The sequence below is a fragment of the Pseudomonas sp. S1(2024) genome (genome assembly GCF_046557535.1).
In genome coordinates this window covers 1-13,698 of record NZ_JBKGFP010000011.1, presented here as the reverse complement: position 1 = coordinate 13,698, position 13,698 = coordinate 1, and the positions used below count along the sequence as shown (strand labels likewise).

General features: G+C 63.8%; 10 protein-coding genes. 6 read left to right on the top strand and 4 right to left on the bottom strand.

Features of this window, described 5'->3' with window-relative positions; genetic code table 11:
- Window positions 1-116 precede the first annotated feature (116 nt).
- Both ACLCGK_RS05845 and ACLCGK_RS05840 read left to right on the top strand, forming a co-directional pair.
- On the top strand, window positions 117-470 hold the full coding sequence (locus tag ACLCGK_RS05845) for a hypothetical protein (RefSeq protein WP_099430990.1): 354 nt from the start codon (window positions 117-119) through the stop codon (window positions 468-470).
- Between the two features lie 428 nt (window positions 471-898).
- Window positions 899-1,567, top strand: coding sequence for an ATP-binding protein (locus ACLCGK_RS05840; RefSeq protein ID WP_410951478.1), 669 nt, complete (start codon window positions 899-901; stop codon window positions 1,565-1,567).
- Between the two features lie 222 nt (window positions 1,568-1,789).
- On the opposite strand, the gene ACLCGK_RS05835 is transcribed toward ACLCGK_RS05840, so the two are convergent.
- Both ACLCGK_RS05835 and ACLCGK_RS05830 read right to left on the bottom strand, forming a co-directional pair.
- On the bottom strand, window positions 1,790-2,158 hold the full coding sequence (locus ACLCGK_RS05835; RefSeq protein ID WP_023662911.1) for a response regulator transcription factor: 369 nt from the start codon (window positions 2,156-2,158) through the stop codon (window positions 1,790-1,792).
- Complete coding sequence (locus ACLCGK_RS05830; protein ID WP_410951477.1) at window positions 2,155-3,147, bottom strand: response regulator; 993 nt, start codon at window positions 3,145-3,147, stop codon at window positions 2,155-2,157. The genes ACLCGK_RS05835 and ACLCGK_RS05830 overlap by 4 nt, the downstream gene beginning before the upstream one ends.
- A 238-nt stretch (window positions 3,148-3,385) precedes the next feature.
- On the opposite strand from ACLCGK_RS05830, the gene ACLCGK_RS05825 reads away from it, so the two are divergent.
- Window positions 3,386-8,434, top strand: coding sequence for an AAA family ATPase (locus tag ACLCGK_RS05825; protein WP_410951476.1), 5,049 nt, complete (start codon window positions 3,386-3,388; stop codon window positions 8,432-8,434).
- A gap of 116 nt (window positions 8,435-8,550) precedes the next feature.
- On the opposite strand, the gene ycaC is transcribed toward ACLCGK_RS05825, so the two are convergent.
- Together ycaC and ACLCGK_RS05815 are read right to left on the bottom strand one after the other, a co-directional pair.
- A complete protein-coding gene (gene ycaC / locus ACLCGK_RS05820; protein ID WP_004375560.1) occupies window positions 8,551-9,177 on the bottom strand; it encodes an isochorismate family cysteine hydrolase YcaC in 627 nt (208 codons plus the stop codon).
- A 73-nt stretch (window positions 9,178-9,250) separates the two neighbouring features.
- Window positions 9,251-9,613, bottom strand: coding sequence for a helix-turn-helix domain-containing protein (locus ACLCGK_RS05815; protein WP_013974756.1), 363 nt, complete (start codon window positions 9,611-9,613; stop codon window positions 9,251-9,253).
- 180 nt (window positions 9,614-9,793) lie between these two features.
- On the opposite strand from ACLCGK_RS05815, the gene ACLCGK_RS05810 reads away from it, so the two are divergent.
- The 3 genes from ACLCGK_RS05810 to ACLCGK_RS05800 all read left to right on the top strand — a co-directional run bounded on the left by ACLCGK_RS05810 (window position 9,794) and on the right by ACLCGK_RS05800 (window position 13,601).
- Window positions 9,794-10,771 carry a GlxA family transcriptional regulator gene (locus ACLCGK_RS05810; RefSeq protein WP_410951502.1) on the top strand — a complete coding sequence of 326 codons (978 nt, stop codon included), beginning with the start codon at window positions 9,794-9,796 and terminating at the stop codon, window positions 10,769-10,771.
- Window positions 10,772-11,008: 237 nt separating this feature from the next.
- Window positions 11,009-12,796, top strand: coding sequence for a monovalent cation:proton antiporter-2 (CPA2) family protein (locus tag ACLCGK_RS05805; protein WP_410951475.1), 1,788 nt, complete (start codon window positions 11,009-11,011; stop codon window positions 12,794-12,796).
- Window positions 12,797-13,307: 511 nt separating this feature from the next.
- Entirely contained in the window at window positions 13,308-13,601 is a 294-nt protein-coding gene (locus ACLCGK_RS05800; RefSeq protein WP_031324361.1) for a hypothetical protein, read from the top strand.
- Window positions 13,602-13,698 lie beyond the last annotated feature (97 nt).

Genomic DNA, 13,698 nt, shown 5'->3' with positions numbered 1-13,698 from the left:
ATCGATGCCCCCTCAGCTACTCGGGGTCTACACCTATGCCAAGCCGTAGACCGCACCACACCTACCGGCCAACATCAGATGCGCTACTCACGAATATAAAGAGGAGATACGGAAAGATGATCGCGAAAATGGGCAATCCATTTCCAATCAATGCAGAAATCTACGCCAGCGCCGTAGCCGCTGCCCTATGCACCGAATTAGGTACGTCACATCGAGCAATCAAGACGCTGCGCCATTGGACCGATGCCAGTGAACGCACCGCTAAGCACTGGCTGGCGGGCAGCCATGGTCCCAGCGGCGTTCATTTAGTTGAATTAATGCGGCATTCAGACCATGCGCTTCAGGCAGTGCTTGAATTGGCACAGCGGAACTCGTCCGTCGCAGTGGTCTGGCTTCCCGCTTTGCGCGAGCGCTTGCTTGACGTCGCGGAAATGATCGAGGCTTGCCTGGGTCCTGGCAGCGCTCACTGACCTCCCTTTGCGCGGTCTCCCGGCTCTCTATCGCTGTAGCCTGAATCCTCCATATTCAGAAGGTTCCAAGCCATTTAAAGTATGTAGATTCTGCTTTTGAAGAGTACGGGATGTCCAAGGCTAAAAGGCTGGTGGCGGGATTATTGTTCAGCTGAATGTCCGCAGTTAGCCGATTGCTGCCGCTCTCCACAGGCAGCTTTGTGTCGCAAGGTCATCTTCGACCGATTGCTAGGGTAAATATTGCCTTTCCGAAGGGAGCTATTGATCTAAAGCTGCCCTCCGCTCGAAGCGTGACACCATGACCAGTGAGGAACGACTCATCATATTCATCCAATTTTGGTCTTCTTCCCACCTAATGCGAGGCATTGTCTCAGCCATTAAGTTAAGAATTAATGGAATAATCATGGTTTCAGCGGCGAAAAGTCTCAGTGATTTCTTTTTGTCCCAGCAGCAGCCGGCCGCAACCGGGCGAAATCACCCTCGCCCACCATGGCGTGCTGTTTCTGGATGAACTACCTGAGTTCGAGCGTCGCGTGCTGGAAGTGTTGCGCGAACCGCTGGAGTCGGGCGAGATCGTGATTGCCCGGGCCCGCGACAAGGTGCGCTTCCCCGCACGTTTCCAGCTGGTGGCGGCAATGAACCCCTGCCCTTGCGGCTACCTGGGCGACCCCACCGGCCGCTGCCGCTGTAGCACCGAGCAAATCGCGCGGTATCGCAACAAGCTGTCCGGGCCATTGCTGGACCGTATCGACCTGCACCTGACCGTGGCCCGGGAGAGCACCACGCTGAACAACCAGCCCTGCGGCGAGACCAGTGCCGATGTGGCGGCCAAGGTAGCCGAGGCACGTGAACTGCAACAGCGGCGGCAAGGGTGTGCGAATGCATTTCTCGACCTTGAGGGGTTGCGCTGCCATTGTGGGTTGGCGGCGGCGGACCAGGCCTGGTTGGAGGGGGCCTGTGAGCGGCTGACCCTGTCGTTACGTGCGGCTCACCGGTTACTGAAGGTGGCGCGGACGCTGGCGGATCTGGAAGGTAGCCAGGCAATTGGCCGGGCGCATCTGGCCGAGGCCCTCCAGTACCGGCCGGGGAGCAGTTAGATTGCCAGGGCTGCTTTGCAGCCCATCGCAGGCAAGCCAGCTCCCACCCCGACCGCATCGGCCTCAAACCATGCGCAGTCCCTGTAGGAGCCTGGCTTGCCAGCGATGAGGCCAGTACAGCCAGTGCAAGACAGTTGCTCCCACACCGAATACATCGGCCCAAAGCCTGTGCAGTCCCTGTAGGAGCGGGCAAGCCCGCGAAGGGGCCGGGGCAGGAATACCTCACTGGCTGCCCAGCAAAGCATCTTCAACCACCTTCAGCAGCACCTCTTCAGAAAATGGCTTGCCCAGGCAGACCAGCGCCCCAAGCGCCATCGCAGCCCGCACCGCCCCTTCATCCCAGTGCGCCGACATGCAGATCACCGGCAACCGCCACCCCAGCCTGGCCAGCTCGCGCTGCACCGCCAGCCCGCTCATTCCGGGCATCCTCAGGTCGAGCAGCACACACCCCGCTTGCCGCGCCAGTGCCGAGGCCAGGAACAGGTCCCCGGCAGCAAAAGACAAGGTCTCGAAACCTGCCGAACGTAGCAGGTTGGCCAGGCTTTTGCGCACCGAAGCATCGTCGTCAACGATGCACACCGTGCTGCTCATGCGCCGCCCAGGCCCTCAGTCTGCGCCCCGATAACGTTGTGCATGGCCACCAGTTCAAGCAGCGAGCGGGACTGCATCTTGTTCATGATGTTTTTCTTGTGCACCTTGGTCGTCACCTCGCTGGTGCCGATCTGCCTGGCGATCTGCTTGTGCGACAGGCCACCGACCACCAGCGAGAACACCTGGCGCTCGCGCTGGGTCAGGCGCTGGTACTTTTCCTCGACCTGCCGCGCATGGTGCCACTTGCGCCCTTCGGCCACGGCACGCGTGCGCACCGCCTGCAGCAGTGTCAGCATCTGGTCTTCGTCGAACGGTTTGGTCAGGAACTCCACGGCCCCGGCACGCATGGCCTGGACGGTCATCGGGATGGTGCCGAAGCCGGTCATGAACACGATCGGCCAGGGCAGCGCCAGTCGGCGCAGCGCATCTTGGACCTCCAGGCCGCTGGTATCGGGCAGGTGCATGTCCAGCAACAGGCAGGCATAGGGGGTTTCCAGGCGGGCCTCGAACAACGCCTCGGCACTGGCGAACAAATGATGCGGAATGTCCTGCGAGCGCAGCAGGCGGCCCAACGCCGTGCGCACCGACGGGTCGTCATCCACCACCAGCACCGGCACGTTCAAGTGCTCATCGAACAACTCGACAGTTTCGGCCGCGGCGCACAGCGGCGATTTGCCCGCCGCCTTGCCAGGCAACTCGAGGCTGATCTCGGCGGCCAGGCGGTAGCCCCGGCGTGGCACGGTCTGGATCAGGCCACGGTCGCCAAAGGCCTTGCGCAGCAAGGACACCTGCACCTGCAGGTTGTTGTCCTCGACTACCGTGCCGGCCCACACCTGGCTGAACAGCTCGTCCTTGTCGACCACCCGCCCCTTGGCCTTGATCAGCGTCGCCAGCACTTCGAATGCCCGCCCCCCCAACAGGACAGGCTTACCGTCAACAAAGGCTTCGCGCCGCTCCAGCGACACCTGGGCATTACCTATTCGGATCATGGCTTCCTCGCGCGGGCACGGGCGTTTCCCAGCCCAGGGCAGCCTAGGCCAGGGTACGCCTTCAGACAATTATCCCGAGGGATAGGTTGGCCTGAGGACTATACAAAAGCCCGCCAGCCCCCAGGGGACGATAACGGACAACAGCGTACCCTTTCCTGCCAAGCAGCCTGCAGCCCGCATCCCTGCTGGGTCCGCTGCGTATACTCGTGCGTCAGGATGTCGCTAGCAGGGGTGCCTTATGCTCGATGAACGCCTTGCCCACAGGCCCATCGATTACGACCAGTCCGTCGACGAGGGTTGGCTGAACCGGTGCGACATCAACGCGCTGGGCCAGGAAGGTGAACTCAGTTACTTCCGCCTTCGCGATCCAGCCACCGACCAGGCATGGATCGCCGTGCGCGCCCCGCGCGAGGTCCCCGCCGCCTGCCAGCGCCTGGAACGCGACTACCGCCTGCAACTCGACCCGCAATGGGCGGTGATCCCCTCGGCGTTCGTGCGCTCGGCCGAAGGCCCCCTGCTGGTGTACCCGGCCGGCCGCTCCATCGCCGACCTTATCGCAGAAGGCCCTGCCGCCCTGGCGCCGTTTCTCGAGATTGCAGTGAATGCAGCCACTGCCTTGGCCCAGGCACACGAACGCAATGTGCTGCACGGCGCGCTGCAGCCCGAACATGTGTGCCTGCGCGCGGACCAGCGAGTGCGACTGGGCTGCTTTCGCGCCGACCCGGCGGAACTGATCAGCGAACAGGGCACCCCGCTCGGCAACTGGGCTTACCTGGCGCCTGAACAGGTCTGCCCGCACGGCAGCAGCAGCGACCGACGCACCGACATCTATGCCCTGGGCGCGATCCTTTACCAGCTACTGCTGGGCGAATTGCCTCTGGCCGGGCGCGACACCCAACACTGGCGCCAGCTGCATGCCGGCGTGCAGCCACGAGCGGCCTGCGAAGTGGACAGCAATGTGCCGCAACCTCTCAGCCGGATCCTGGCCAAGGCCTTGGCCAAAGAGCCGGACGCCCGCTACCAGAGTGCTCGCGCCCTGGCGGTGGACTTGGCCTATTGCCAGCGACAGTGGGCCGCCAGCAAGTCCATGGAGGCCTTCGAACCAGGCTGTGCCGACCCGATGACGCCCGACCGCGCACGCCTATATGGCCGCAGTGCCGAACAGAAGGCCATCGCCCTGCTGCTCAAGGCACAGCGCCGTGACAGCAAGCCACAAGCCCTGTTCATCAATGGGGCTACGGGCATGGGCAAGTCGAGCCTGGTCGAGGCAGCGCTCAGGGCCAACGCCCAGGGTTACTGGGCCATCGGCAAGTGCAACGGCGTTGCCCAGGCCGTGCCCTACGCGCCCTGGGTCGAAATTCTCGGCGCGCTGACCACCCAGTTGCTGGCCAAGAACAGCCGGGACCTCGACGCCTTGCGCTGCGAGATTCTGCGCCGTATCAAAGGCCACGGCCGGCTGCTCGGCAAGCTGGCACCAGACCTGCAACTGATCCTCGGCCCCTTGCCCGAGTTGCCGGCCAAGCCCACGCGTCTGGCGCTGCAGAAGGAGCTGCGGGCGATCGTCGAATTCCTGCAGGTATTCAGCCGCCCCGACCAGCCGCTGGTGCTGTTCTTCGATGACATGCATTGGGTCGACGACTCCAGCCAGCAACTGCTGGCGCAACTTCTGGCTCACTCGCCCGGCAACCTGTTGCTGATCTTCGCCCGGCGCAGTGATGCGCCAGCCAGCAGTACACCCCTTGCCCTGCCCGCAGCGGTGCGCAGCACCACGCTGAACCTGCGGCCCCTGGCGGTGAGCGCGGTGACCGAGTTGATCGGCGAGCGCTACCACGTCGGCCCCGAGGACGCATTGCAGGTGGCCGAACTGGTACACGACAAGACTGCGGGCAATCCGTTCTTCATCAATCAGATCCTCCGGGCCATGGTCGAGGACCAGCTGTTCACCTTCGATACCCAGGCCATGCGCTGGTCATGGTGCCTGCAGGCCGTGGCCCGCCACCGCTATTCCGACAATGTCGCCGACCTGATGATCCACCGCCTGGTGCGCCTGCCCGAGCCGCAGCGCGACCTGCTGCGGGTGGTCAGTGCGGCTGGCAGCCGCTGTGATGAACGCCTGCTTCACCAGGTACTCTCTCAAGCGCCCGGCGAGCCGTTGAAAGCCTTGATTGGCGCGGGTTTCCTGCAACCGGGCCAGAACGGCCTGGGCTTCGCCCATGAACGGGTGATGGAAGCTGCGTACGCTCTCACGCCAGCGCGCGCACGTGCCCAACTGCATGCACGTATTGCCCAGGCCATGCGCCAGGCCTGGCCGGGGCGCCTGCACGAGGTACTGTTCGAGCTTGCCAACCAGCTGCAACGCGCCAGCCCATGCGGGTTTGCAGCGGATGACTGCGAAGCTTTTCTGCAGCTTTTACGCGAGGCAGCAGCACGCGCACGCGATGGCGGCGCGTTCGAACAATCGGCTGGCTACCTGCACACGGCCGAGCAGTTGCTGCAACGCGGCGCAACGCTGGAAAGCCGCGCCACGCATGGCTTTGCCATCGCCTGCATGGCCACCGAGTGCGACATGCAACTGTCGCGAATGGTCGCGGCCGAGGCCCGCATCACTGAATGCCGCCTGCGCGCGCGCTCGGCGTTGGACCAGGCGCGGGTATGCCGCCTGCAGGCGCTGCTGTACACCTTGCGCGGCGACTATCAGGCGGCCATCGACAGCGCCATTTCCGGCCTGGACTTGCTGGGTATGAGCCCGGTGCGAGGTGTCGACTGGCAACAGGTCGAAGCCAGTCATGCCCATGTACAGACCTTGGTCGAACAGAAAGGCCGACACTGCCTGGAATCGCTGCAGCGCACCGATTCGGAGGAAGTGACAGTTGCCATCAGCCTGCTGGCCACCCTGTCGTCATCGTTTTTCGTGAAGGACGACATCTGCTTCCTGCACCTGGCCAAGCTCATGGAGCTGTCACTGCTGCACGGCGTCGCCCCGGGCAGCACCTACGGCATGGCCTGGTACGGGGTGATGATTGCCGAGCGCTTCGGCGCCTACCATGATGGCCACGCTTGCTGCCTGGCTGCGCTCAAGCTGATAGAGCGGCACGGTTTCGACGCTGACTTGACCAGCGCGCTGCTGGCCCTGGACCAGGTCAGCGCCTGGACCTCGCCCATGGAGTTCGCCCGCCGTACCGCACTGGATGCGGTCGACTCGGGGCGCCTGAGCGGCGACCTGGCGATGAGCTGCTATGCCTGCAACCACCTGGTTTCCGATTCGCTGTTCATGGGCCGCTACCTGCCGGACGTGGTGGAGGAACTGGCGCAAGGCCTGGCCACCGTGCGTCGCTACGGTTACCGCGACATCGAGCAGATCCTGCAGGCCCAGCAAGCGTTCGTCGCCAAATTGAGCGGCACGCCCTGCCCGGCCTCGGCCACAGCCTCGAAATCGCCTACCACGCGGTTCTTCCAGTACCTGATGGCCGGCATGTGCGACTTCTACCTGGGCAATATCCCGCAGGCCATGCGTAACCTGGCACTGGCCGGCGACAACACCTGGGCGGTACCGGCGCACATCAACCTGGCCGACTATCACCTGTTCCACGGCCTGGCCCTGGGCAGCCCCGAGGCCATTGGCAGCCTTGCCGACAAGCTGCGCGAGCTGCAGGCCCTGCGGGAGCGCTTCGGCCGCTGGGCCGGCTTCAACCCGGCCACCTTCCGCAACAAGCTGTTGCTGATCGAAGGCGTGATCGCCAAGCTCGAAGGCGACGGCCTGGCCGCCATCCGCTGCTTCGACCAGGCACAGATCGCCGCCACCGCAGCCGGTTTCATCCACGAGCAGGCGCTGGCCCACGAGCAGTTGGCCGAAGTATGTATCCCCAGCGGCCTGATCTCTGGCGCCAACCTGCACCTGCGCATCGCCCGCGACTGTTTCCATATCTGGGGCGCGACCGGCAAGGTGCACCAGCTGGAGGCGTTGCACCCGTTCCTGCGCACCCAGCCAATCCAGGAAAGCCAACGCGCAACCAACCAGGCCAAGCTCGACCTGGAAGCCGGCATCGAGGCAGCACGGGCGCTGTCCGAGGAAGTACTGCTCGAAGGCCTTATCGAAACCCTGATGGGCCACCTGACCCAGCATTCCGGGGCCGACCACGGTGCGCTGCTGATCGTCAGCGGTGCCGAATTCCAGATGGCTGCCCTCGCCTACATCGACGACGCCGGGCTGCACGTGAGCATGGACGACTGCCAGAAGTTCTTGACCCAGGCACCGCTGTCGATCATCAACGCCACCATGCGCACCAAGAAGCCCCTGGTGCTCAACGATGCCCAGAGCGATTGCCCCGAGGCCTTCCGCCAGCAGTTGCAGGCGCGCAAGGCCCGTTCGGTACTGTGCCTGCCGCTGGTGATCCAGGGCGTGCTGATCGGCCTGGTGTACCTGGAAAACCGCCTGGTACCGAACCTGTTCGGCAGCCAGCGCCTGGCCATGCTGGAAATCCTCGCCTCGCAGGCAGCGGTGTCGCTGCAAACCGCCAAGTTCTACACACGCCTGGCCGAAGACAACCAGACCCGCGCCCAGATGGAGGCCGAGTTGCGCCGCTCCCGCGCGGAGTTGGCGCGCACGGCGCACCTGCAGGTGATGAACGAGCTGTCCGCGTCCATCGCCCACGAGATCAGCCAGCCGCTGCTGGGCATAGCCTCCAACGCCGCTGCCAGCCTGCGCTGGTTGAAACGCGCCAAGCCCGACCTGGAAGAGGCGATTGCCGGCCTGGAAGATATACGCAACGACAGCGAACGGGCCGCCAACATCGTGCGTGCGCTACGCTCGCTGGCCAAACAGTCGCCGATGCAACTCAAGGTGGTGAAGCTGGACGAGTTGATCCGCGAAGTGGTGCGCCTTACATCGGCCGATGCCGCCAAGGGCCCGGTGGACGTGCAGATGCGCTTGCAGGCGGGAGTGAGCGTGATGGCCGACCCGGTGCAGTTGCAGCAGTTGGTGTTCAACCTGATTACCAATGGCCTGGAGGCGCTGGCGGGGTATCGCAGCGATGGGGTGCTGCGGATTGCGTCGGCGGTGGTCGGGGATGGGGTGGAAATCTGCGTGGACGACAACGGGCCGGGGATTGCAGCGGATGAGCGCGAGCGAGTGTTCAATGCGTTTCATACCACCAAGATCGGCGGCATGGGGATGGGCTTGGCGATCTGCAACTCGGTGGTGCAGGCCCATGGTGGGCAGTTGCAGGCGCTGGTGTCAGAGCTGGGGGGGTGCCGGATTCGCCTCACTCTGCCTGTGAATCATTCTTAGCCTGTTCCGGCCTCTTCGCGGGCACGCCCGCTCCCACAGGAACCGTACAGCTCTCAAGCTGTGCGCTATCCCTGTGGGAGCGGGCGTGCCCGCGAAGGGGCCGGTACAGGTTTACATCAACGGGCGCTCAGGGCCGCATAGCTGTTCATCAGGTTGCGGTAGTTGGGAATGCGCTGCGACAGCAGGTTACCCAGCCCTTCGATGTCATTGCGCCAGTCGCGGTGCAGCTCACAGGCCACCGAGAACCAGTTCATCATCTGTGCACCCGCCTGGGTCATGCGCACCCAGGCCGCCTGCTGCACGGTTTCGTTGAAGGTGCCCGAAGCATCGGTCACCACGAACACTTCAAAACCTTCCGCCAGCGCCGACAGGGTCGGGAACGCCACGCACACATCGGTCACCACGCCTGCGATGATCAGCTGCTTGCGGCCAGTGGCCTTGATCGCCTTGACGAAATCTTCGTTGTCCCAGGCGTTGATCTGGCCAGGGCGGGCAATGTACGGCGCATCCGGGAACATCTCTTTCAGCTCGGGCACCAGCGGGCCGTTCGGGCCTTGCTCGAAGCTGGTGGTGAGGATGGTCGGCAGGCCGAAGAACTTGGCCAGGTCGCCCAGGGCCAGCACGTTGTTCTTGAACTCGTTGGGCGAGAAGTCCTGCACCAGCGAAATCAGGCCGGTCTGGTGGTCGACCAGCAGCACCACGGCGTCGTCTTTGTTCAGGCGCTTGTAATCGGGTTGGCTCATCGGGGTGACTCCTTGGGTTGGGAAAACAGGCCGGCACTGTCCACAAGGGGCTATACCGGCGGATAGGTTCGGCTTAAGGATGGGCCTGCGCCTGGCGCCAGGCCTTGGGTGGCTGGCCGACCAGGCGGCTGAAGGCGCGGGTGAAATGGGCCTGGTCGCAGAAGCCGCATTCCAGGCTCACGTGGGTGATCGGCGCCTCGGTGGCGAGCAGACGCTTGGCCTTTTCCATGCGTGCCAGCAGGCGCCACGCCTGGGGCGAGAGGCCGGTGTTGACCTTGAACGCACGCGAGAAGTGGCTGCGGGTGAGGTTGCATAACCCGGCGATTTCGATGATCGACAACGGGCTGTGCAACATCAGTTCCTTGGCCCGGCGCAAGCGCGCCGGCGTCAGTGCGCCGGGGGTTTGCAGCGGCGCTTGGGGCGTCCCGGGGTGCATGGCGGCTCTCCTGTTCAATGCAGAAAGTCTCGCCTCCGGCACATGACAAAGTCCTGAGCCAAACCTGAATTGTTGTTAATTGCGCGCTGCTGGCCCTGACGGTTTTGCCGATACCTTAAGATGCGTTTCGTATTCAGCTTCGGGCCGCTGGTGGCGGCCGGCATTCAAGGCAAAAGAGCGATGCAGGAAAAACCCGCCCACCGCACCGTGGCCATGGTGTTGTTCAATGATGTGTTGTTGCTGGACGTGACCGGGCCCATGGACGCGTTTGCCATTGCTAACCGCTTCCTTCCTGCCGAGCGGAAGTACCGGCTGCTGACCCTGGCCGAAGGGCAGGCAGCGGTGCGCGGCTCCTGCGGGTTGAAAGTGGTAGCCGACCTGCGTCTGGAGGACTTGCCGGAAGCCGTCGACCTGTTGCTGGTGCCAGGCGGCCCGGGGGCCTATGACATCGCCCTGCCAGGCATCGAGCGCTGGCTGCCCCAGGCCGTGCGCCAGGCCAAACGCTTTGGTGCCATTTGCACCGGGGTATTCCTGCTGGGCCGGGCCGGGCTGCTGGACGGCTATCGCTGCACCACCCACTGGAACTACGTGGAGCGCCTGGCACAGGCGTTCCCCGAGGCGAAGGTCGAGACCGAACAGATCTACGTGATCGACCGCTGCCTGATTACCTCGGGCGGCATCACCGCTGGCATCGACCTGGCACTGGCGGTGGTGGCCGAAGACCACGGCAAGGCGCTGGCCCTGGAAGTGGCCAAGGTGCTGCTGGTCGCCCGCCATCGCCAGGGCGGGCAGATACCCTACGGGCCACTGCTGGCGGCTGTACCGCGGGATGATTCGCCGATTGCCCGGGTGCAGGCGTATATCGTCGACCATATCGAGCAAGCCTTCACCGTGCAGAAGATGGCCGACCTGGTGGCCATGAGCGGGCGCAACTTCGCCCGCACCTTTCAACGCGAGGTGGGCATCACGCCGCTGCAATACTTGCAGAACGCACGCATCGACCGCGCGCGCAAGCTGCTGGAAAGCAGCGACCTGCCATTGAAAATGGTGGCGACGCAGTGCGGTTTTGGCAGTGACCGGCATTTGCGCAAGGTTTTCTGCGAGCGGATTGGCATGACGCCGGCGCAGTATCGGGCGCAGTTTGGTGGCGGTGAATAGTCAGATCTGCGCTGCCTTCTTCGCGGGCACGCCCGCTCCCACAGAGATAACACCGGCCTCAGGGGCAGTGTTGTACCTGTGGGAGCGGGCGTGCCCGCGAAGAGGCCATCACAGGTTGTCACCTGTAGCGGGACAATGTTTCTCCCCGATAGCAGATTGTCTGACTCCATCTCAACCCCCAGAATTGTCCGCCAAACTGATCTAACGCTGCCCCGGCAGCTCATGGAGTACGAGCCAATGCCACACGAAGGCAGCCTTCTGCAAACCGCGGTGATCTTTCTGCTTGCCGCTGTTCTCGCCGTCCCGCTGGCCAAGCGACTGAAACTGGGGGCCGTGCTCGGCTACCTGCTTGCCGGCGTGATCATCGGCCCGCAGGCGCTGGGCCTGATCCGCGATACCGAAAGCGTGGCGCACATTTCCGAGCTGGGCGTGGTCCTGCTGCTGTTCATCATCGGCCTCGAGCTTTCGCCCAAGCGCCTGTGGCTGATGCGCAAGTCCGTATTCGGCGTCGGCACCGCCCAGGTGCTGCTGACCGGTGCGCTGATCGGCGCCATCGCCCTGTTCGGCTTCAGCCAGACGCTACCGGCGGCCATCGTGCTCGGTCTGGGCCTGGCGCTGTCGTCCACCGCCCTTGGCCTGCAGAGCCTGGCCGAAAGCAAGCAGCTCAACGCCCCGCACGGCCGCCTGGCGTTCGCCATCCTGCTGTTCCAGGACATCGCCGCCATCCCACTGATCGCATTGGTTCCACTGCTGGCCGCCAGTGGCCCGGACACCAGCCACGGCGACAGCCTGGAGCATGGCCTGAAGGTATTCGCCAGCATCGCCGTGGTCATCGTCGGTGGCCGCTACCTGCTGCGCCCGGTGTTCCGCACCGTGGCCCGCACCGGCCTGCCGGAAGTATCCACCGCCACCGCGCTGCTGGTTGTGATCGGCACGGCCTGGCTGATGGAAGAAGCCGGCATTTCCATGGCCCTGGGTGCCTTCCTCGCCGGCCTGCTGCTGGCCGACTCGGAATACCGCCACGAGCTGGAATCGCAGATCGAACCGTTCAAAGGCCTGCTGCTGGGGCTGTTCTTCATCAGCGTCGGCATGGGCGCCAACCTGCGCCTGCTGATTGAAATGCCTTTGGTGGTGCTGGGCCTGACCCTGCTGCTGGTGGCGGTGAAGCTGGTACTGCTGATCGGCGTCGGGCGCCTGGCCGGTGGCCTGAACAGCGCCAGCGCCCTGCGCCTGGGCATGGTGCTGGCTGCCGGTGGCGAATTTGCCTTCGTGGTGTTCAAGCTGGGCAAGGACCAAGGCTTGTTCGACACCCAGACCTACGACCTGCTGCTGATGACCATCACCCTGTCGATGGCCATTACCCCGCTGCTGATGATTGGCTGCGCCCACGCCCTCAAGCGCCCGCAACCTGTGCGTGAGGTGCCGGAGCATTACAAGCAGATCCAGGCTGACACGCCACGGGTGGTGATCGTCGGCATGGGCCGCATGGGCCAGATCGTCGCGCGCATCCTGCGGGCACAGAAGATTCCGTTCATTGCCCTGGAAACCTCGGTGGACACCATCGAGATGACCCGTATGTTCGAACAGGTACCCGTGTTCTACGGCGACCCGCTGCGCCCCGAGGTGCTGCATGCCGCCAAGGTGGGCGAGGCGGAATACTTCATCATCACCATCGATGACCCGGAAGCTGCCATTCACACGGCGGAACGGGTGAAACGCCTGTACCCGCACCTGAAAGTGCTGGCCCGCGCGCGTAACCGCCAGCATGTGCACAAGTTGGCGGATGTCGGCGCCGAGCCGATTCGCGAGACGTTCTACTCCAGCCTGGAGATGACCCGCCGGGCATTGGTGGGATTGGGGTTGAGCGACGCGCAGGCGGCGGACCGGATTGCGCGGTTTACCCAGCATGACGAAGAGGTGCTGGTGGCCCAGGGGCAGGTGCGTGATGACCGGGCCAAGGTGATGCAGACGGCCAAGGAGGCCCGGGCGGAGTTGGAGCGGTTGTTTGATTCGGATGCGGATTGAGGGTTGGCGCATCGATTCAGGAAGAGGGCTCAGGCCCTCTTTTGTATTTTTGGCTTGAGATTGTCTGGGTCCGCTGCGCGGCCCTTCGCGGGCACGCCCGCTCCCACAGGAATAGCGCAAGCCTGGCAAGCGGTGCAGTACCTGTGGGAGCGGGCGTGCCCGCGAAGGGCCGCGCAGCGGACCCAGTGCACAAAAATATCAGCAGCATCCTACTTCGTTGCGAGCCATTTCCTACTCAGCCATACCATCTGACGAATTATCCTACGCACCGTGTCGAAGCCCGTCTGATTGTCCGGGGAAAGCCTGCTCTCTAGGCTTGCCGGGTCGCTGTCGGTTCAGCGATCGGGTGTGGAAACCCGGATGTGATGAAGGGCTGCCGTTATGGCAGTTGTGCGCGTGAGGCCTTTTGGCCTACCGGCTTGCCTTCTCACCGGTTTTCCACCCCGCGCACAACTGCCGCCTTCTGCGTGGAAACGGGTGGTTGCAGTTCAACCCGAGAGAAGGAATTGCCATGAAAAGAATCGTCCCCAATCCACCCCTCCCCAGCACCACACAACGCGCTTTCAGCCGCTGCGATGCCGGCCATCCACCTTTGTTCACAGTAAACCCAGGCGTCTCTGCCCACGACGCCCTGGTGCATGTCGCCCAGTACCTGCGCGGCGCCTACGACTGTGGCTACAAAGCCCTGGAACACCTGGATGAAACCGGCAAGAGCCTGTTCTGGAGCAACCTGAATGCGCTCGAAATGGCAGAAGGATTGGTTGAGGCATTGCTGGATGGGATTGAGTCGCAGCCCATGAATTGATGTTGTCTGTTCTGGCCCCTTCGCGGGCTTGCCCGCTCCCCCAGGGGCCCCACCGCGCTTTGAACCACAGGGACTCCTATGGGAAGGGAGAACCCCT